The sequence below is a fragment of the Klebsiella sp. CD33 genome, assembly GCF_051992865.1.
GTDB lineage: Bacteria > Pseudomonadota > Gammaproteobacteria > Enterobacterales > Enterobacteriaceae > Klebsiella > Klebsiella pneumoniae.
Map to the genome: position 1 here is coordinate 1,932,734 of NZ_CP197023.1, position 18,942 is coordinate 1,951,675.

Consider the following 18,942-nt stretch of genomic DNA (forward strand, 5'->3'; position numbering starts at 1 on the left):
GCGACCGCGGCGCTACGTCGCGATCGCCGGTTCGATGTTAGCCGTTATCAACCACGGTTGTGCTTTTACGCAGCAGAGGGCAACTGCTGACGCCGATCACTCCGCTGTCGGAATGAACATAAAGTGCGGTGCTGACTCCGCGGGCGGTGAGGTATTGGCACTTAAGACCCAGACCGCCGACGTTTTCCTCACTGTGGAATAACACCCCATAACCGCTCAATAATACGCCAATCCATAAGATAGCCACCAAGATAATAGTACGAATGATTAATCGCATTGATGCCTCATTATTTGTATGATACCTGGCGTGATTTTGACACGAACACGTTTTGAAACAAGTCGATGATTCCTAAACTTACCTTTCGTAATACAGTTAGCCGCGGTTTAAGAAGGCCGTGCTATCCTGGCGACATTGCGTACTGATGCGGAGAGTGGAGTGAAAAAATTACGGTGGGTTTTACTGATAGTCATCATAGCAGGCTGCCTGTTGCTGTGGACTCAGATGCTTAACGTAATGTGCGACCAGGATGTTCAGTTTTTCAGCGGCATTTGCACTATTAATAAATTTATTCCGTGGTAAGACATTTTTCTGCCGACTGATTTCCTTCTGCGCCGCGGGTGGTAGAATGAACGCCTTCTCTTTGAGGTGGTGAAATGAGTGAGTTACTAAATCCTGGGATTTTAAATCTGGCATCGCTGGCTGTGTCCGTGGCGCTGCTGCTTGTCGGTCTGTTGTTATGGTTCTTCGTCAACCGCGCCAGTTCGCGGGCGAATGAGCAGATAGAGCTGCTGCAAGCGCTGCTGGATCAGCAAAAGCGGCAGAATGCGCTGTTACGTCGCCTGTGCGAAGCTAATGCGCCAGAGAAAGAGGATGTGGCTGAGCCGACCGTCGCCGGCAAGGCGAAAGGGGAGGATGAGTTTATCCGCCTGGTAGCTGAACGTTAAGGTACCCGACAGGTGTGCATCATAAGATGCGCACCTGCATGATAGCGGGCGGTAATATCTTATTCTTATTCCATTATTCCTTTCTTAGTGCAATATCCTCTTTATTACACGCTGTAAATAAAGTCATTCTCGCCGCGTTTATTGTTGGGTAACGTGACACTGTCATCTTTTTTTCATTATTAAGGTGCAGAATTAGCACTATTTTTAGCGTGACGACTAACAGGTTTTATTATCACTACACTGGCACGGCTTAGCGATTTTTAGTCTGGAGTTATAACAAATTATGCGCATCAATATTCACCGTTGCCCACCAGACGCTTACATCACAGCAGTTCGTGTACGGACATACCTGGACGAAGCGAAGTTGTTGAGCTATGGTAAAAAAGTTGCAGTAATGAGGCAACGAATGGGCGATATTGGCTGATGCTGTAGCGCCTTGCCAGGGGCGGCAAAGACGCATAAATGTGCAGGCGATCAAATGATTACCTTATAATTTGTGCGAACGATCGAGACACGTTTAAAAATGGCTTGCCATTATTTACGTAGTGTGTGATAACACGTTTCGGGTTAAACGAGGTACAGTTCTGTTTATGTGTGGCATTTTCAGTAAAGAAGTCCTGAGTAAACACGTTGTCGTTGAATACCGCTTCTCTGCCGAACCTTAAATTAGTGCCTCATGCAGTTATGTGTCAGTTTTATCTAGGTAAACGCCAGCAGGCGAAGAAAACAGTCTAAGGAATTTTGCAAATGGCAAAGATTAAAGGTCAAGTTAAGTGGTTCAACGAGTCTAAAGGTTTTGGTTTCATTACTCCGGCTGATGGCAGCAAAGACGTGTTCGTACACTTCTCCGCTATCCAGGGTAACGGCTTCAAAACTCTGGCTGAAGGCCAGAACGTTGAGTTCGAAATTCAGGACGGCCAGAAAGGTCCGGCTGCAGTTAACGTAACTGCTATCTGATACAAGACCACTCTTCTTGTATAAAAGCCTCGCCTGCGCGGGGCTTTTGCATTTTTATTGCAAAGCATGTCATTTTTCCCCCTCCCGTCGCGTCTTGTTGCAAATACTCATCTTTATTAGCATTGTGTAGCAGTCTGTTTTGCTAATTTTCTGTTAAATCAGTTGGTTGCAAAACAATGCCGGAGCTATGGTGCTAAAGAAAAAAACGAAGTCCGCCGCCAGTTTCACCCCGATTCGCTTCGGGTTACTGTGTGTGGCCATTCTCGGTTGTCTGGGGCTGCTGCTGGTCCGCGTGGGCTGGCTACAAATTATCTCCCCCGATAACCTGGTAAAACAAGAAGATATGCGCTCCCTGCGCGAAGAACCCGTAGCGGTTGAGCGGGGGATGATCAGCGACCGGGAAGGACGGCCGCTGGCGGTGAGCGTTCCGGTCAGTGCTATCTGGATCGACCCGCAGACCACTATGGAGAAGGGCGGTGTGGGCTATGGACCCCGCTGGCAGGCGATGGCCGAAGCGCTGCACCTCAACCTCGGAGAGCTGGCCCAGCGGGTACAGAGTCATCCCCACGCTCGCTTTCTCTATCTGGCGCGTCAGATCAATCCCGAGCAGGCAGAGTGGATTGATAAACTGCATCTGCCGGGCGTCTACCTGCGCGATGAATCGCGACGGTTCTACCCGGCGGGCCACGTGGCTGCCAATCTGCTGGGCTTTACCAATGTTGATAATCAGGGCATCGAAGGGGTGGAGAAAAGCTTTAACGCCCAGTTGACCGGTAAACCCGGGCGACGTCTGGTGCGTAAAGATAAACATGGTAATGTCATTGAGAACATTACCGAAGTGCCGCCGGTACTGGCGCATAATCTGCAGCTGAGTATTGATGAACGCCTGCAGACGGTGACGGAAGACGCCCTCGACAACGCCGTCCGCTGGAACAAAGCAGAGTCCGGGGCGGCGGTATTGATCAAAATTGATACCGGCGAGATCCTGGCGATGGCCAGCTATCCGGACTTCAATCCGAACAATCGCGATAGCGCGACGCTGGATGATTTTCGCAACCGGGCCATCAGCGACACCTTCGAGCCCGGGTCGACGGTCAAACCGCTGGTGATCATGACTGCGCTGCAGCAGGGGATTGTCCAGCCAGACAGCGTGGTGGATACCCATCCGTTCGTCCTCGATGGCCATCGTATTCGCGATGTGGGCTATTATCCGGAGCTGAGCCTGACCGGGATCCTGCAGAAATCCAGCGATACCGGCGTGTCCCACCTCTCGCTCGCCATGCCGGTGCAGCATCTGATCGATACCTATAAAGCTTTCGGCTTCGGCGAACCGACGGGGCTGGGGTTGACCGGCGAAAGCGCCGGGCTGATGCCGCATCGCCGCTACTGGGGGCAACTGGATCGCGCCACCTTCGCCTTCGGCTATGGTTTGATGGTCACCCCGCTCCAGCTCGCCCACGTCTACGCCACCATCGGCGGCTTCGGCATTGCGCGACCACTGTCGATTACCCGCATCGATCCGCCGGTGATGGGCACGCGGGTGATGCCGGAGAGTATTGTGCATAGCGTGGAACATATGATGGAGAGCGTGGCGCTCCCGGGCGGGGGCGGTACCAAAGCGGCGGTACGCGACTACCGGGTGGCGGTAAAAACCGGCACGGCGAAGAAAATCGGCCCGGACGGCAAATATATCGATAAGTATGTGGCCTATACCGCCGGCGTGGCGCCCGCCAGTCGACCACAGTTCGCGCTGGTGGTGGTGATGAACGATCCGAGCAATGGTTCCTATTACGGCGGCGCTGTGTCCGCGCCGGTCTTCAGCCAGATCATGGGCGATGTCCTGCGGCTGGAGAACGTCATGCCGGACGGCATGCCGCAAGGGGCGGAGAATCTGATCGTAATGCACGATAGCCACCCACAGGGGCCGGCGCTGTAACAGTGGTCTGCAGGGGCGAATAGCGCTACACTTTCGCCCTTTCAGCAACACCGGAGCCGTCATGTCATACAGTTGCCCCCTTTGTCACGCGCCGCTCAGCCGTAGCGACAACCACTATTCCTGCCCGCAGCGGCACCAGTTCGATCTGGCGAAAGAGGGGTACGTCAATCTGCTACCGGTGCAGTTCAAGCGGTCGCGCGATCCCGGCGATAGCGCCGAAATGATGCAGGCCCGGCGGGCGTTCCTCGACGCTGGACATTATCAGCCGCTACGGGATGCTATCGCTGAGCGGCTGCGACATTACGCCCCTACGGATTTACTGGATATCGGCTGTGGCGAGGGGTATTACACCCACGCGTTTGCCGCCATCGCCAGCCGCAGCTGGGGGCTGGACGTGTCGAAGCCGGCGATCCGCGCGGCGGCAAAACGCTACCCGCAGGTGAATTTTTGCGTGGCCTCCAGCCAGCGCCTGCCATTTTCCGACGCTAGCTTCGACGCGGTAGTGCGCATTTACGCGCCCTGCAACGCCGAAGAGCTGGCGCGGGTGGTGCGTCCCGGTGGTTGGGTAATCACCGCCACGCCGGGTCCCCGTCACCTACTGGAGCTGAAAGGGCTGATTTACGATGAAGTTCGCCTGCATGAGCTGAAGACGGAAGCGATGCCTGGGTTCCGCCTGGAGGCTCAGCAGCAGCTGGCTTACCCGATGATCCTGACGGGAAGTGAAGCGCAGGCCCTGCTGCAGATGACGCCGTTCGCATGGCGGGCTAAAGCCGAAGTGCACGCCGCGCTGCGTCAGCAGCCGACCTTTGGTTGCCAGACCGATTTTATGATCCACTGCTGGCAGCGCGAAGCGTAAAGCTTAACCGGCGAAATGGCTCCAGAGGATTTCGCTGCCGATGCCAATCAGCACGATACCGCCGAGAATTTCGGCTCGTTTGCCCAGCAGCGGGCCGATAAAGCGACCGACCATCATCCCCAGCGTCGACATGATAAAGGTGGCGCAGCCGATCGCCAGCGCGGTGGTCACAATGCTGACCTGCAGGAAGGCCAGACCGACGCCGACGGCCATCGCGTCAAGGCTGGTGGCGAAGGCGGTGGTGACCAGAAGCCAGAAACCATGTCGGTGAGGCGCCTCGCACGCCTCGTCGCTGTCGCCGCGAAAACCTTCGACGATCATTCGCCCGCCGAGAAACACCAGTAAAATAAAGGCAATCCAGTGATTCCACTCGAGGATAAACTGGCTGGCCAGCATGCCAAGCCCCCAGCCGACCAGCGGTGTCAGGGTTTCAATGGCGCCAAAAATCAGCCCGGTGCGTACTGCCTCTGAAAATTTGGGTTTATGCAGGGTGGCGCCTTTGCCGATGGAGGCTGCGAAGGCGTCCATTGACATGCCGAAAGCGAGAAGAATGGTAGCGGATAAATTCATGTGCGTGTCCTGACCGGGGATAATCCATATGACACATCGCTGCCCCCAGTAAACATACGCGGAGCCGCTCAATGGCTGAGCAATACGTACAGCAGTGATGTATCTATGGTCTCGCCTGATTGAATCTCTTCAACCCGTACGTGCCACGTTTTGCAACGAGTATGTTGACACGTACATTTCCTGGCGGGCAGGAAATCGGCTACTCCCCAACGACGGGCGCAACCTTAACATATTTTTAGAATATAAAACAATAACAGAAGAGGGCTATTTTTAATAACCAAATGATAACGATTTTCATTTAAATTTATAAGTGAAAAAATAGTTAATAAAAAAGATAAGGTTAGGCGGGAAATATAGCCGTGGCTATAATATTTCTCCGCTGCTAACGGGAATAATATAGCGCTGGCTATATTTTTAAGTCATTGAGTTGTAATGAGAAGTTTGTATATCTTCTCCAGATCGTCGATATTTCGTACGCGTATCAGCAGCCGCCGTTGCTCTAATTGCATCACCAGCACACCGTCCTCGGATAAATTCATCTCTTTAATCCGCTGATATTCTATCCACACGTTGGCGAAGAAAAAGCCGCGCGGTTTAAAAATGATTTTCGGCGTACGGATCCAGAATAAATAGAGCCCCATCAGCGCCAGCGCAGATAATAGCCAGGTGGTGATCGCCGTGCCGTGCTGGGTGATGTTGTTATAGATCAGAATGGCGGTGAGGCCGACAAAGATCATGCCGTCAACGCGACTGCGGCGAAGCAGGGGGATGGCCAGCAGTACCGGGCCGTTTCGCCTCGGCATAATAAACTGGTCATATATCGCGTAGGCCAGTAGCGCAAGGATAAACAGGATGATCACCAGGTCCGTGAAGGTCATTGCTTTGCGTTTCTCCTGATAAAAAAAAGCCGGGGGCAAGCCCCCGGCGTACAGCCTGGAAATTACAGACCCAGCAGGCCGACCGCGTAGCCGGCGATACCGATGACGAAGAAGCCAACGATGATCCACAGCGGGTTAACTTTCTTACGCAGCAGCCACATACAGGCGAAGGTCAACAGCAGCGGCACCAGACCCGGCATCAGCTGATCAAGGATAGTCTGCACCGTGGTGACGTGAACCTGTCCGTCAGAGCCGGTGATTTTTGACACCACCATCGGAATGTTCACATGCGTCCACTTGTTAACCAGCGCCCCCATGACAAACAGGCCGAGGATTGACGCCCCCTCAGTCAGTTTCTGCAGGAAGCCGCCGCCCATATCTTTAACGATATCCACGCCTTTGCGATAACCATAGGCGACACCGTAGTAACGGGTCAGCAGACGCACCGCGTTGAACAGGATAAAGAACAGCAGAGGACCGAGCAGGCTACCGCTCATCGCGATCCCGGCGCCTAAGGCTGCAAACACCGGACGCACGGTACCCCAGAAGATCGGGTCGCCAACGCCGGCCAGCGGTCCCATCAGACCGACTTTGATGCCGTTGATAGCGCCATCGTCAATCTCTGCGCCATTGGCGCGCTGCTCTTCCATCGCCAGGGTTACGCCCAGTACCGGAGCGGCAACGTAAGGGTGGGTGTTGAAAAACTCAAGGTGACGCTTAATCGCCTGCTTACGCGCATCGTTGTTCTCCGGGTACAGACGACGAATCGCCGGAACCATAGAGAAGCAGAACCCCAGCGCCTGCATACGTTCGAAGTTCCATGAACCCTGGAACAGGTTAGAACGAATGAACACGCCACGAATATCACTCTGTGTGAGTTTTTTCTCGGTGGTATTTTTAGTCATATCAACCATTTCGCTCACCTGTTAGTCCAGTTCGTTATCGAGATCGTTGTTACCAGCCGCCTGAGCCGGCGCACCGGCGACGCGGTTATATTTCGGGCTCAGCTGGATGTAGAGGATTGCCATGACCGCACCAATCACACCCAGGGCCACCAGGTTGAAGTTGGTGAAGGCGGCGGTGACGAAGCCGAGGTAGAAGAACGGCATCAGATAGCCTGCGCGCATCATGTTGATGACCATTGCATAACCGACAACCACGATCATACCGCCGGCGATGTTCAGACCGCTGGTGACCACTTCCGGGATAGCATTCAGCAGGCCCTGAACTTCGCTGGTGCCGACGGAAATCGCCACGATAACGGCCGGGATAGCGATACGCATCGCCTGCAGGAACAGGGACGAGACGTGCAGCCACGACAGGGCGGTCAGGTTACCATTCTCCGCCGCTTTATCCGCCGCGTGCTGGAAGGCCACGGTGATGGTGCGCACGATGATGGTCAGCACCTGGCCTGCCGCCGCCAGCGGGATAGCCAGCGCGATACCGGCGCCGATGCTCTGATGGCCGGCAATAACCAGGACGGTGGAAATAATGGACGCCAGCGCGGCATCAGGGGCTACCGCCGCACCGATGTTCATCCAGCCCAGGGCTATCATCTCCAGCGTACCGCCGATGATAATACCGGTTTTCATATCGCCGAGAACGGCGCCGATCAGCGTACAGGCGATCAGGGGACGGTGGAACTGAAATTCATCAAGTACCGACTCCATACCCGCAATACACGCGACGATGAACACCAGCACAATCTGAAGAAGGGTAATCTCCATTGTACTTCTCCTGTTGATTAAGTCTTAAAGTGAAAACTGGGGCGCGATCCGCCGGGTTATTTATCAACCTTAGCGATCAGATCCATCATTTTCAGTTTCGGGTCGGTGGACACTTTACGTGCCTCCAGCTCGATACCGCGGGCGTTCAGCTTTTTAAACGCCTCAATATCTTTGGCATCGACTGAAATCGCGTTGTTAACCTGGGTTTTACCCTGGCGGAACGCCATACCGCCGATGTTGACGCTGGTGATTTTCACGCCGCCCTCGACGATACGTTCAACGTCGGTCGGGTTAGTAAACAGCAGCATAACGCGCTGTCCGGCATACTTGGGGTTGTTGTAGACGCGGATCATTTTGGCCACATCCACCACGTGAGCGGTGACGCCCGGCGGCGCAACCTGGGTCAGCAGAGTTTTACGCACGGTATCCGCGGCCACTTCATCACTGACAACGATGATGCGGGTAACGTTGGTCTCTTTGGTCCAGCGGGTGGCGACCTGACCATGGATCAGACGGTCGTCTATACGCGCAAGGCCAATTACCATGTAGTCGTCCGGGCCCATGGGTTTGGCCGGTGCGGCGGCTTTTGGCGCTGCGACAGGCGCGGGCGCAGGGGCCGCTTTTTCCACCGGTTTGGCTTTAAGCGCTTTCACGCCTTCGCTGCCGGTTTCAACCGCTAAGGCGACCAGTTCATCAAAGGAAGGATCGTCGTCGCGGGCCATGAAGGTTTCCACCAGCATCGGGATATTGACGCCGGCGATAACTTCGTAATGCTCTTTATCGACGACAATGCGGCTCGCAGCGTTGAAAGGGCTGCCTCCCCATGTATCGACGAGAAATAGCACGCCTTTACTGGTATCCAGTTTTGCCAACTGGGCGTTGTATTTCTCGATCAACGTTTCGGCATTTTCACCCGGAACGAAATCGATCCAGCCAACGTTTTCCTGCTCGCCCAACAGCATTTCTGCTGTTTTCAGCAGCTGTTCTGCAGCCCAACCATGTGTGCCTATTACAATAGCAATCGTCACTTGCTACCTCCTTTATTATCGTGAATGCATCATCTGCTTTGATACATCCTGAATCACTCTTGAGGACAAAATCGATTCAGTTAGGGTGTAAGATAGAAAATAGTTACTACCGCGAATTATTTTAGACAGTGAAAAAATAATTAATGTGATGAAGATCCGTTAATCACGTATCGTCTGCGAATAATTTTGCAGCGCAAAAAATAGCCTTAGTTATTGCAAATTCAGGTAAATTATTTCCAATTTCGATCTATATTTTGCTATGTTTAACTTCCGTTTAATTACTCAGGAGTATAGGGCATAGCCCGCAGTATGGACCGTCATCGACGTCTTTTCACTTTCTGGCATCTGATTGCCACCTCTACGTATCCCGCATTTCTTTCAGCACCTGGTGTCGCGCCCCTGCATGGCATGGCGATGACTGACCTTGCCGCAAACCGGAGTCGTACATGGAATTGTTAATGGATCCCTCAATCTGGGCCGGCCTGTTGACGCTTATCGTTCTGGAAATTGTGCTCGGTATCGACAACCTGGTGTTTATTGCCATCCTGGCGGACAAACTGCCGCCGAAGCAGCGCGATAAAGCGCGTCTGATTGGCCTGTCACTGGCGCTGGTTATGCGCCTGGGGCTGCTGTCGGTCATCTCCTGGATGGTAACGCTGACGAAACCACTGATTACCATCGCCGATTTCTCCTTTTCCGGGCGCGATCTCATCATGCTGCTCGGCGGGATCTTCTTGTTGTTTAAGGCGACAACCGAGCTGCATGAACGGCTGGAAAACCGCCAGCACGATGCCGGTCACGGTAAAGGCTATGCCAGTTTCTGGGTAGTAGTATTGCAGATAGTGGTGCTGGATGCCGTCTTCTCCCTGGACGCCGTGATCACGGCGGTCGGGATGGTTAACCATCTGCCGGTGATGATGGCGGCGGTGGTGATCGCGATGATCTTGATGCTGCTGGCCTCCAAGCCGTTGACGCGCTTTGTCAACCAGCACCCGACGGTGGTCGTGCTCTGTCTGAGCTTCCTGTTGATGATTGGCCTTAGCCTGGTGGCGGAAGGGTTTGGCTTCCATATTCCAAAAGGGTATCTGTACGCGGCGATCGGTTTCTCGATCATTATCGAGTTCTTTAACCAGGTGGCGCGCCGTAACTTTGTTCGCCACCAGTCGACGCTGCCGCTGCGCGCTCGTACCGCGGATGCCATCCTGCGCCTGATGGGCGGCCGCAAACAGGCCTCCGTCAGCCATGACGCAGACAGTCCAGCCGCGGTGCCCGTTCCTGAGGGCGCCTTTGCGGAAGAAGAGCGCTACATGATTAATGGCGTGCTGACCCTGGCCCAGCGCTCCCTGCGCAGCATCATGACCCCGCGCGGAGAAATCAGCTGGGTCGACGCTGAGCAGAGTGAAGATGAAATTCGTCGTCAGCTGCTGTCGTCGCCGCACAGCCTCTTCCCGGTCTGCCGCGGAGAGCTGGATGAAATCATTGGTATCGTGCGGGCGAAAGAGATGCTGGTGGCCCTGGAGTCGGGGGAAAACGTCGCGGCGCTGGCTTCTGCCTCCCCGGCAATTGTCGTTCCGGAAACGCTGGACCCGATCAATCTGCTCGGGGTCCTGCGTCGGGCGCGCGGCAGCTTCGTCATCGTAACTAATGAATTTGGCGTGGTGCAGGGGCTGGTCACGCCGCTGGACGTCCTTGAAGCCATTGCCGGTGAATTCCCGGACGCTGATGAGACGCCAGAGATTGTCATTGATGGCGATGGCTGGCTTATTAAGGGGTCGACCGACCTGCATGCGCTGCAGCAGGCGCTGGGGCTGGATCCACTGATCAATGACGATGAGGATATTGCCACCGTTGCCGGGCTGGTGATCTCCGCCAATGGTCATATCCCGCGCATTGGCGACGTCGTGTCGCTTCCGCCGCTGCATTTTACCGTAGTGGAAGCGAATGATTACCGGGTCGATCTGGTGCGCGCGGTGGTCACTCGTCCGCCGAGCGACGAAGAAGAGTAATCGCCAGGCTCGCCGGCCGCTGCGGCCGGCGAGTTATTCTGTCGTCTCGCTCTCACCCTCACTCTCCTCCCTGCTGGCCAGCCACGCCGGGAACGCCTCCACCGGCATCGGCCGCGCATAATAAAACCCCTGCAGCACATCGACGCCGTGGCTACGCAGGTAGCTTTCCTGCTCCAGCGTCTCCACCCCTTCGGCAACGGTAACAATATGCAGGCGGTTGGCGAGGGCGATAATAATATCTGTCACCGTCGCGTTCACGCTATCTATGCCGACCGAGCTGGTGAACGAGCGGTCGATCTTCAAAACATCCGGGCGTAGCTTTTCCAGCCATGAGAGCGAAGTATTGCCGGTACCAAAATCATCGATCGCCAGCTGTACGCCCTTAAAGTGCAGATGTTCGGCCATATGCTGGTCGCCATCCTGCAGGACATCGCGTTCGGTTAGCTCGACCACCAGCTGCTGCACCGGATCCACGCTGAACCAGTAATTGTGCAGGTCGCGCAGCAGGAGTCCGTTAGCGAAATGGCGCGCGGCGACATTGATCGCGATGTGAAAATGGCGGTCGCGAGGAAAAGCGTCCAGGCGGCGAGCGGTTTCGGCAATCACATAGCGGGTGAGAGGGATGATCAGATTATTGCCTTCGGCGATGGGGATAAATACCTCCGGCGAAATCGTCCCACGGCGGGGATTATTCCAGCGCAGCAGGATCTCCACCCCGCAGCAGCGGCCGCTGCGCGCATCCTGCAGCGGCTGGCACCAGAGGGCAAACTCCCGGGCCGAAATGCCAAGGCTTATTTCCCGCGAGAAACTCATTCTGCCGGCGGTGGCCAGCCAGGCGATGCCGGTCATTAGCAGGCTAAAAATCAGCGCCAGCGGCAGCTCGCCGGGCAGCTCCTCAAGCGCAATCGCCGAGGCGCCAGGGCCGTTAATATTGACAGTAAACGGAAACTCCGTAGAGCGCTGGCGATAAATCACCGTGCCCTGCGGGACATGCGCTTTTTCGAGAAGCCCATGGCGGCTGCTAAAATAACGATCGCCAACCTGCAGGCTGACGTCGCTGATCAGGGCCGATTTTTCATTAAGAATTAAGGTTCCCAACAGCTCAATATTCACCACCAGCATCACGCCGTCCAGGCCGTTCTCCGCGGCTGGATACCATTGGATCAGTACCGGCGAGCCTTTGAGCAAGGAGCTGTCGTTCGAGAAGAGCAGCAGAGGGCGGGGCGCAGGAAGCGCGGGCTGCAGGCGATGTAAGTCCGCCTGTCGCGGGCCAAAAATACTGGAACAGTAAACGATACCTGACGTGACGAGGGCGACGGAACGAATGGTTTGCAACGAGGCCGCCATTTTGCGCAGCGTCAGATGGATATCAGGGCAGGGTTTGCCCACCAGAGGGAGCAGGGTGGCTCGCTGCGCGCTTAGCGGGCGCAAGATGTCATTGAGCGCCGCCACCCGTTGGCTGGCGGCCGTGCGAATATAATCTTCATTTACGCTGCGCTGCGAAATAAATCGGATGGCTAATGTGGCGCCCAGGGTCGCCAGGGCTACCAGCAGGCAGACAATAATGCGTTTGTGACGATAGGCCGTAATGACTTTTTGTGCAGTCTGCATGTGCGACACCCTGTCGACAGGACGAGTGGTTAAGCGTGGCTTATTTTATAGAGCAAGTGTAGTGGCAGAATATCGCCAGGTATAGAAAAAAGAAAATGCGCCGTTGAAGGCGCATCAGGGAGATTTCAGTCACCAGGGTTAACCCCCTGCGCGCTTTGCAGGCGCAGAGGGGCACGAAAAGTTTAGTCACACTGAACTTTAATCGCCAGGCCGCCGCGCGAGGTTTCGCGGTACTTGGCGTTCATGTCTTTACCGGTTTCATACATGGTCTCGATCACCTTATCGAGCGAGACGCGCGGTTCGCTGGTGCGGCGCATCGCCATTCGCGCGGCGTTGATCGCCTTGACGGAAGCGATGGCGTTACGTTCAATGCATGGCACCTGCACCTGGCCGGCGACCGGATCACAGGTCAGGCCGAGGTTGTGTTCCATGCCGATCTCCGCCGCCACGCAAACCTGTTCCGGGCTGGCGCCGAGCAGTTCAGCCAGTCCCGCCGCCGCCATCGAGCAGGCGACGCCCACCTCGCCCTGACAGCCGACTTCCGCGCCGGAAATGGACGCATTCATCTTATACAGCGCGCCGATCGCCCCACAGGCCATAAAGTAGCGAATATAGATCTCCGGGCTGACGGACTCGATAAAGTGATCGTAATAGGCGAGTACCGCCGGAACGATGCCGCAGGCGCCGTTGGTCGGCGCGGTTACCACGCGACCGCCGGCGGCGTTCTCTTCATTGACCGCCAGCGCGAACATATTGACCCAGTCAACAACGTTCATTGGATCGCTGGAGAGCTTATCGCTGGCCACCAGCAGACGACGCAGCGCCGAGGCGCGACGCGGTACGCGCAGCGGGCCAGGCAGCACGCCCTCGGTGTTCATCCCGCGGTCGATACAGGCGCGCATGGTCTGCCAGACGTTGGCGAAATAATCCTCGATCTCTTTTTTGCTGTGCAGAGCCAGTTCGTTCTGCATCACCATCCCGGAGAGCGACAGGCCAGTCTCTTTGCAGTAGGCCAGCATTTCCTGCGCCGATTTAAATGGGTAGGGCACCTGCAGTTCGTTGGCGTTTTCCTTGCCGAAGTGCTCTTCGTCGACAATAAAGCCGCCGCCGATAGAGTAGTAGGTCTTGCAGTAGATCTCTTTCTCGCCGGCCCAGGCGTGAATGGTCATGCCGTTTTCGTGCAGCGGCAGGTTGTCGCTACGAAAACGCATGCCGTCATCCGCCGGGAAGTCGACCTCGTGCTGGCCGTTGGCCAGCAGCAGACGACCGCGCGCTTCGACGTCACGGATAAAAGCCGGGATCGCGTCAATATCGACCGTATCGGGCTGATTGCCCGCCAGTCCCATGATAATGGCGATGTCCGTATGGTGGCCTTTGCCGGTTAATGACAGTGAACCGTAGACGTCAACCGCCACACGAGTCACTGCATTAAGCAATCCTTTTTCGACCAGGTCATCGACGAACTGTTTTCCGGCCTTCATCGGGCCAACAGTGTGGGAAGATGAGGGACCAATCCCCACCTTGAACATGTCGAATAGACTAATCACGATAATACTCCTGACAGGGTTACCGCGGGTGCGGTAACGATGTAATAACTGCGCATAGTGTAAGAGGGAAGCGCCCTGTCAGTTCAACTATTCACATGAATTAAACTAATGGCTAACCGCGATTTTACTAATAATGAGAGCGCCCTCTCATTATCAGTATAGCTAAGGACGTGCGCCAATTTGCAGCGCCAGCTCGCGAATGATCCCGGCGGTCATTCCCCAGACAAAATAATGCTGGTACCAGGAGAGCCAGACGCGGTGGTCGTTGCCCCGGCGGTGGATATCGAGCGGATGGTAGCGCCCAAGGCGCAGGGCTTCGGCGAGCGGCATTTCAAATACCGCGGAGACTTCGTCCTGGCTGGCGTGGTAGTGCAGATCCGGGGGAATAATGCCCACTACCGGCGTCACCTGAAAGCCGGTGACGCTGTCCACCGGCGGCAGGACGCCGATCACCTCGACCGCCTCCGGCGGGATCGCCACCTCTTCCTGAGCTTCGCGCAGGGCGGCGGCGATAAGCGTCGCGTCGGTATTATCTACTGCGCCGCCGGGAAAGGCGACCTGGCCGGCGTGCTTGCGCAGCAGCGGCGAACGCTGGGTCAGCAGCAGGCCGGGCTGCGGCCGGCGCACGATCGGCACCAGCACCGCCGCCTGCCGCTGATTGAGCGCATGGCGCGAAGGCTGCGGGCGCAGAAGCTGAAAGCGGGACAGAAAATCATCCAGATTAAGGGCGCGATCCGCCATGGTCTAATTCTCCAGTTGCTGCAGGATACGATTAACTTTATCAAAAGTTTCCTGATATTCCGCCGCTTCCTCGCTATCCGCCACAATTCCGCCGCCGGCGGAGCAGTACAGCTGTCCCTGCCATGCCGTCAGGGTGCGAATGGTGATGCTGGTATCCATATTGCCGCAATAGCTCAGGTAGCCAATGCTCCCACACCAGGCGTTGCGACGCTGGGGCTCCAGTTCATCGATAATCTCCATCGCCCGCACTTTCGGCGCGCCGGTGATCGAGCCGCCGGGAAAGGCGGCGCGCAGCAGGTCGCTGGCGTGCAGCGTCATTGGCAGGCGGGCGGTGATGGTACTGACCAGATGATGGACCGCCGGGAACGGCTCCACCACGAACAGCTCGGGGACCCGCACGCTGCCCGGGACGGCGACGCGGCCGATGTCGTTGCGCATCAGGTCGACAATCATTAAATTCTCGGCGCGATCTTTCGGCGAATTCGCCAGCTTCTCAGCCTGCTGCGCATCTGCCAGCGGCGAATCGAGCCGCGGCAGGGTGCCTTTTATCGGCCGCGTCTGGATCTCCCCCTGGCGCAGCTGGATAAAGCGCTCCGGCGACAGGCTTAAAATCGCCCCTTCATCGAGGCGAATAAAGGCGCTAAAGGGGGCGCGGTTGACGGCGTTCAGCTGGCGGAAGGCCTGCCATTCATCACCGACGTAGCTGGCCTGAAAACGCTGGGCGAGGTTGACCTGATAGCAGTCGCCGCTGTGCAGATAGGCCTGTACCTGGCGAAATTTTTCCCCGTACTGCTGGCGGCTCATATTTGACTGCCAGGCAGAGCTCAGGGCGAAGGTTTCACCCGGCGTCGGCGTTTGCGCCTCCAGCCACTGTAGACGCTGCTGCGGGTCGTCATAGCTGAGCAGCGATATCTGTTGGCGCTGGTGGTCGACGATAAGCGCCCAGTCATAGATCCCCACCGCCATATCCGCCAGCGCGATATCGGCCTGCGCGTGCGAAGGGAGACGCTCAAAGCGACGGCCCAGGTCGTAACCGAATAATCCCAGCGCGCCGCCGAGAAACGGCAGATCGTCATGGGGCTGCGGCGTGAACGGCTGACGATCCAACTGCTGCTGCAGGAGCTGCAGCGGATCTTCCGCTGAGACAACAACGGTTTCGCCGTCGTCGACCCACGTCTGTTCACCGCGCGTCAGCAGCGTGGCGCGCGGGGCAGCCACCAGAATATCAAAGCGGTTATGCGGATGGTCGGCAAAGCCGGAATGCAGCAGCATCGCCCAGGGCAGGGCGCTTAACGGCGCAAAATAGTGTTCGGCCGCATCCGGGCGCCAGGGCAGGGTAATAATCGCGGGGGACAACATCTTTCTCGATCCTGAACGTTGCCGCCCCTCTGGCGTAGTTGGGGACGGCGTGAAATAATTACGCCCCACAATGTAGCAGGAGTAAAAGATGTTTGCAGGTTTACCTTCGCTGAGCCACGAGCAACAGCAAAAAGCGGTCGAACGTATCCATGAGCTAATGGCTCAGGGGATAAGCAGCGGCCAGGCGATTGCCCTGGTGGCGGAAGAGCTGCGCGCAACGCATACCGGCGAGCAGATCGTCGCGCGCTTTGAAGATGAGGATGAGGACGAGTAATTACACCGCGGCGATAATTTTGATCTCAACTTTATACTGCGGGTTCATCAGCGTCGCTTCCACCGTGCAGCGCACCGGGGCGTGACCAGCCACCACCCACGCGTCCCAGGCTTTATTCATCGCCGCAAAGTCGCTTTTATCGGCGAGGAAGATGGTGGCGTCAAGAATACGCGACTTGTCGCTGCCCTGTTTTTCCAGCACCGCGTCAATCTGCGCCAGGGTATTGGCGGTCTGCTCGAAAGCGTCGGCATCGAGATTTGCCGGCACGCCGGTGTAGTACAGGGTCTGGTTGTGGATCACCACGTCTGACCAACGGGCTTCGGCATCAATACGCGTAATTGTCATTGCTTTTTCCTCTTTAAGCATTCCATTCGGCTGCGGCAAGACTGCCATAATGTGCCGCTCGCGTCACTACCCGGACTGGCGAAACGCCGTCCTCCCTGACATAATCACTGTCCAAATAACCAGGGGGCAATGTGATCGACGATTTTGCAGCAGACGGCCAGCTAGCCAAAGCCATACCGGGATTTAAACCGCGCGAGCCGCAGCGCCAGATGGCGGTGGCGGTCAGCGAAGCGATTGAGGCCTCCCGGCCGCTGGTGGTGGAAGCGGGGACCGGAACCGGTAAAACCTACGCTTACCTGGCGCCTGCGCTGCGGGCGAAAAAAAAGGTGATTATCTCCACCGGCTCGAAAGCGCTGCAGGATCAGCTTTACAGCCGCGATCTGCCCACCGTCGCCAAAGCGCTCAAATTCAACGGGAAACTGGCGCTGCTCAAAGGGCGTTCCAACTACCTGTGTCTCGAACGTCTTGAGCAGCAGGCGCTGGCGGGCGGCGATCTGCCGGTGCAAACCCTCAGCGATGTGATCCTCCTGCGCTCCTGGTCGAATCAAACCCAGGATGGCGATATCAGCACCTGCGCCAGCGTCGCGGAAGACTCTCAGGCCTGGCCGCTGGTGACCAGCACCAACGATAACTGTCTCGGTAGCGACTGCCCACTGTATAAAGATTGCTTCGTGGTGAAGGCGCGTAAAAAAGCGATGGACGCCGACGTGGTGGTGGTCAACCATCACCTGTTCCTGGCCGATATGGTGGTCAAAGAGAGCGGCTTTGCCGAGCTGATCCCCGAGGCGGAAGTGATGATCTTCGATGAAGCCCATCAGCTGCCGGATATCGCCAGTCAGTACTTTGGCCAGTCGCTCTCCAGCCGCCAGCTGCTGGACCTGGCGAAAGACATCACCATTGCCTACCGCACCGAACTGAAAGACACTCAGCAGCTGCAAAAATGCGCCGACCGCCTGGCGCAAAGCGCGCAGGATTTCCGCCTGCAGCTGGGAGACCCGGGCTACCGCGGCAATCTGCGCGAGCTGCTGGCGGACAGCCACATTCAGCGAGCGCTGCTGCTGCTCGATGACGCGCTCGAACTATGCTATGACGTCGCCAAACTTTCGCTGGGTCGCTCGGCGCTGCTCGACGCCGCTTTTGAGCGCGCCACCCTCTATCGCGGGCGCCTGAAGCGGTTGAAAGAGATCAACCAGCCGGGCTACAGCTACTGGTATGAGTGTACCTCGCGCCACTTTACTCTCGCGCTGACGCCGCTGACCGTGGCCGAGAAGTTTAAAGAGGTGATGGCGCAGAAGTCGGGGAGCTGGATCTTTACCTCGGCGACGCTGTCGGTGAACGACGATCTGCATCACTTTACCGCCCGGCTGGGGATCGACGAGGCGCAGACTCTGCTGCTGCCGAGTCCTTTTGACTATCAGCACCAGGCGCTGCTCTGCGTGCCGCGCAACCTACCCCTGCCGAACCAGCCCGGCGCGGCGCGACACCTGGCGGCGATGCTCAAGCCGCTGATCGAGGCCAACGATGGTCGCTGCTTTATGTTGTGCACCTCGCACGCCATGATGCGCGATCTGGCGGAGCAGTTCCGCGCCACCATGACGCTACCGGTGCTGCTGCAGGGCGAGACCAGTAAAGGCCAGCTGCTGCAGCAGTTCGTCAGCGCCGGCAACGCGCTGCTGGTGGCTACCAGCAGCTTCTGGGAGGGAGTCGATGTGCGCGGCGACGCGCTGTCGCTGGTGATTATCGATAAGCTACCGTTCACCTCGCCGGACGATCCGCTGCTAAAAGCGCGGATGGAAGATTGCCGGCTGCGCGGCGGCGATCCCTTCGATGAAGTGCAGCTCCCGGATGCGGTGATCACCCTCAAGCAGGGGGTGGGTCGCCTGATCCGCGATATCGACGATCGCGGGGTGCTGGTGATCTGCGACAACCGGTTGGTGATGCGCCCCTACGGCGCGGTGTTCCTGGCCAGTCTGCCGCCGGCGCCGCGAACCCGCGATATCCGTCGGGCGGTGCGCTTTCTCGCCGTACCGCCGGCAAGGTAATCCGCACTAAAATGTGTTAAGCTGCGCGCCATTTTGTTAATTAGCGGTTCCCAATAGACTTCGGGCGGCATGGCGGCGGGTTGGCCGTTTGCCGGAAATCAGGCTGCCTGAAGGCCTGAA

19 protein-coding genes and 1 pseudogene are annotated in these 18,942 nt (G+C 56.9%); 9 read left to right on the plus strand and 11 right to left on the minus strand.

Annotated elements, in window-relative coordinates; translation table 11 throughout:
• Nucleotides 1-37 precede the first annotated feature (37 nt).
• The gene (locus ACR809_RS09590; RefSeq protein WP_004145533.1) at nucleotides 38-277 is read right to left on the minus strand and encodes a YobH family protein; all 240 of its coding nucleotides are present in this window, start codon (nucleotides 275-277) and stop codon (nucleotides 38-40) included.
• 159 nt (nucleotides 278-436) lie between these two features.
• On the opposite strand from ACR809_RS09590, the gene mgrB reads away from it, so the two are divergent.
• From mgrB to rlmA, 6 genes and pseudogenes are all read left to right on the plus strand, one after another.
• Nucleotides 437-580 (plus strand): PhoP/PhoQ regulator MgrB, encoded by a 144-nt coding sequence (gene mgrB, locus ACR809_RS09595; protein ID WP_002911375.1) that lies wholly within the window; start codon nucleotides 437-439, stop codon nucleotides 578-580.
• A gap of 74 nt (nucleotides 581-654) precedes the next feature.
• Nucleotides 655-945, plus strand: a complete 291-nt coding sequence (locus ACR809_RS09600; protein WP_002911374.1) for a YebO family protein — start codon at nucleotides 655-657, stop codon at nucleotides 943-945.
• A 590-nt stretch (nucleotides 946-1,535) separates the two neighbouring features.
• A pseudogene (locus ACR809_RS09605) lies at nucleotides 1,536-1,607 on the plus strand (DUF2627 domain-containing protein); the annotation flags it as partial.
• Between the two features lie 85 nt (nucleotides 1,608-1,692).
• Complete coding sequence (gene cspE, locus ACR809_RS09610) at nucleotides 1,693-1,902, plus strand: transcription antiterminator/RNA stability regulator CspE (protein WP_001062678.1); 210 nt, start codon at nucleotides 1,693-1,695, stop codon at nucleotides 1,900-1,902.
• A gap of 187 nt (nucleotides 1,903-2,089) precedes the next feature.
• A complete protein-coding gene (gene ftsI, locus ACR809_RS09615) occupies nucleotides 2,090-3,838 on the plus strand; it encodes a peptidoglycan glycosyltransferase FtsI (protein WP_122051205.1) in 1,749 nt (582 codons plus the stop codon).
• A gap of 61 nt (nucleotides 3,839-3,899) precedes the next feature.
• Nucleotides 3,900-4,694, plus strand: a complete 795-nt coding sequence (rlmA, locus tag ACR809_RS09620) for a 23S rRNA (guanine(745)-N(1))-methyltransferase (protein ID WP_002910922.1) — start codon at nucleotides 3,900-3,902, stop codon at nucleotides 4,692-4,694.
• A 3-nt stretch (nucleotides 4,695-4,697) separates the two neighbouring features.
• Here rlmA and mntP read toward each other — a convergent pair whose 3' ends face one another.
• The 5 genes from mntP to manX form a co-directional block, all read right to left on the minus strand.
• The gene (gene mntP / locus ACR809_RS09625; protein WP_002910921.1) at nucleotides 4,698-5,264 is read right to left on the minus strand and encodes a manganese efflux pump MntP; all 567 of its coding nucleotides are present in this window, start codon (nucleotides 5,262-5,264) and stop codon (nucleotides 4,698-4,700) included.
• A gap of 419 nt (nucleotides 5,265-5,683) precedes the next feature.
• A complete protein-coding gene (locus ACR809_RS09630; protein ID WP_002910920.1) occupies nucleotides 5,684-6,142 on the minus strand; it encodes a DUF986 family protein in 459 nt (152 codons plus the stop codon).
• 62 nt (nucleotides 6,143-6,204) lie between these two features.
• A complete protein-coding gene (locus ACR809_RS09635) occupies nucleotides 6,205-7,056 on the minus strand; it encodes a PTS mannose transporter subunit IID (protein ID WP_004145526.1) in 852 nt (283 codons plus the stop codon).
• Nucleotides 7,057-7,068: 12 nt separating this feature from the next.
• Nucleotides 7,069-7,869: a PTS mannose/fructose/sorbose transporter subunit IIC gene (locus tag ACR809_RS09640; protein ID WP_002910918.1), complete on the minus strand. Its 801-nt coding sequence runs from the start codon at nucleotides 7,867-7,869 to the stop codon at nucleotides 7,069-7,071.
• A gap of 56 nt (nucleotides 7,870-7,925) precedes the next feature.
• On the minus strand, nucleotides 7,926-8,897 hold the full coding sequence (gene manX, locus ACR809_RS09645; RefSeq protein WP_023313380.1) for a PTS mannose transporter subunit IIAB: 972 nt from the start codon (nucleotides 8,895-8,897) through the stop codon (nucleotides 7,926-7,928).
• A 446-nt stretch (nucleotides 8,898-9,343) separates the two neighbouring features.
• Here manX and yoaE point away from each other — a divergent pair, with 446 nt between their 5' ends.
• Nucleotides 9,344-10,903, plus strand: a complete 1,560-nt coding sequence (gene yoaE / locus ACR809_RS09650; protein ID WP_004145524.1) for a CNNM family cation transport protein YoaE — start codon at nucleotides 9,344-9,346, stop codon at nucleotides 10,901-10,903.
• Between the two features lie 33 nt (nucleotides 10,904-10,936).
• On the opposite strand, the gene ACR809_RS09655 is transcribed toward yoaE, so the two are convergent.
• The 4 genes from ACR809_RS09655 to pabB all read right to left on the minus strand — a co-directional run bounded on the left by ACR809_RS09655 (nucleotide 10,937) and on the right by pabB (nucleotide 16,161).
• Entirely contained in the window at nucleotides 10,937-12,514 is a 1,578-nt protein-coding gene (locus tag ACR809_RS09655; RefSeq protein ID WP_042938013.1) for an EAL domain-containing protein, read from the minus strand.
• 182 nt (nucleotides 12,515-12,696) lie between these two features.
• On the minus strand, nucleotides 12,697-14,061 hold the full coding sequence (gene sdaA, locus ACR809_RS09660) for an L-serine ammonia-lyase (RefSeq protein ID WP_004151445.1): 1,365 nt from the start codon (nucleotides 14,059-14,061) through the stop codon (nucleotides 12,697-12,699).
• 162 nt (nucleotides 14,062-14,223) lie between these two features.
• Nucleotides 14,224-14,802 carry a CoA pyrophosphatase gene (locus ACR809_RS09665; RefSeq protein WP_004180429.1) on the minus strand — a complete coding sequence of 193 codons (579 nt, stop codon included), beginning with the start codon at nucleotides 14,800-14,802 and terminating at the stop codon, nucleotides 14,224-14,226.
• A gap of 3 nt (nucleotides 14,803-14,805) precedes the next feature.
• Nucleotides 14,806-16,161 (minus strand): aminodeoxychorismate synthase component 1, encoded by a 1,356-nt coding sequence (gene pabB / locus ACR809_RS09670; RefSeq protein ID WP_004180428.1) that lies wholly within the window; start codon nucleotides 16,159-16,161, stop codon nucleotides 14,806-14,808.
• Between the two features lie 88 nt (nucleotides 16,162-16,249).
• Between pabB and ACR809_RS09675 the strand changes: the two genes are divergently transcribed.
• Nucleotides 16,250-16,435 (plus strand): YoaH family protein, encoded by a 186-nt coding sequence (locus tag ACR809_RS09675; RefSeq protein WP_004145519.1) that lies wholly within the window; start codon nucleotides 16,250-16,252, stop codon nucleotides 16,433-16,435.
• Here the strand turns inward: ACR809_RS09675 and ACR809_RS09680 are convergent, their stop codons facing one another.
• The gene (locus tag ACR809_RS09680; RefSeq protein WP_002910910.1) at nucleotides 16,436-16,780 is read right to left on the minus strand and encodes a RidA family protein; all 345 of its coding nucleotides are present in this window, start codon (nucleotides 16,778-16,780) and stop codon (nucleotides 16,436-16,438) included.
• Nucleotides 16,781-16,911: 131 nt separating this feature from the next.
• Between ACR809_RS09680 and ACR809_RS09685 the strand changes: the two genes are divergently transcribed.
• Complete coding sequence (locus tag ACR809_RS09685) at nucleotides 16,912-18,822, plus strand: ATP-dependent DNA helicase (RefSeq protein ID WP_117373307.1); 1,911 nt, start codon at nucleotides 16,912-16,914, stop codon at nucleotides 18,820-18,822.
• Nucleotides 18,823-18,942 lie beyond the last annotated feature (120 nt).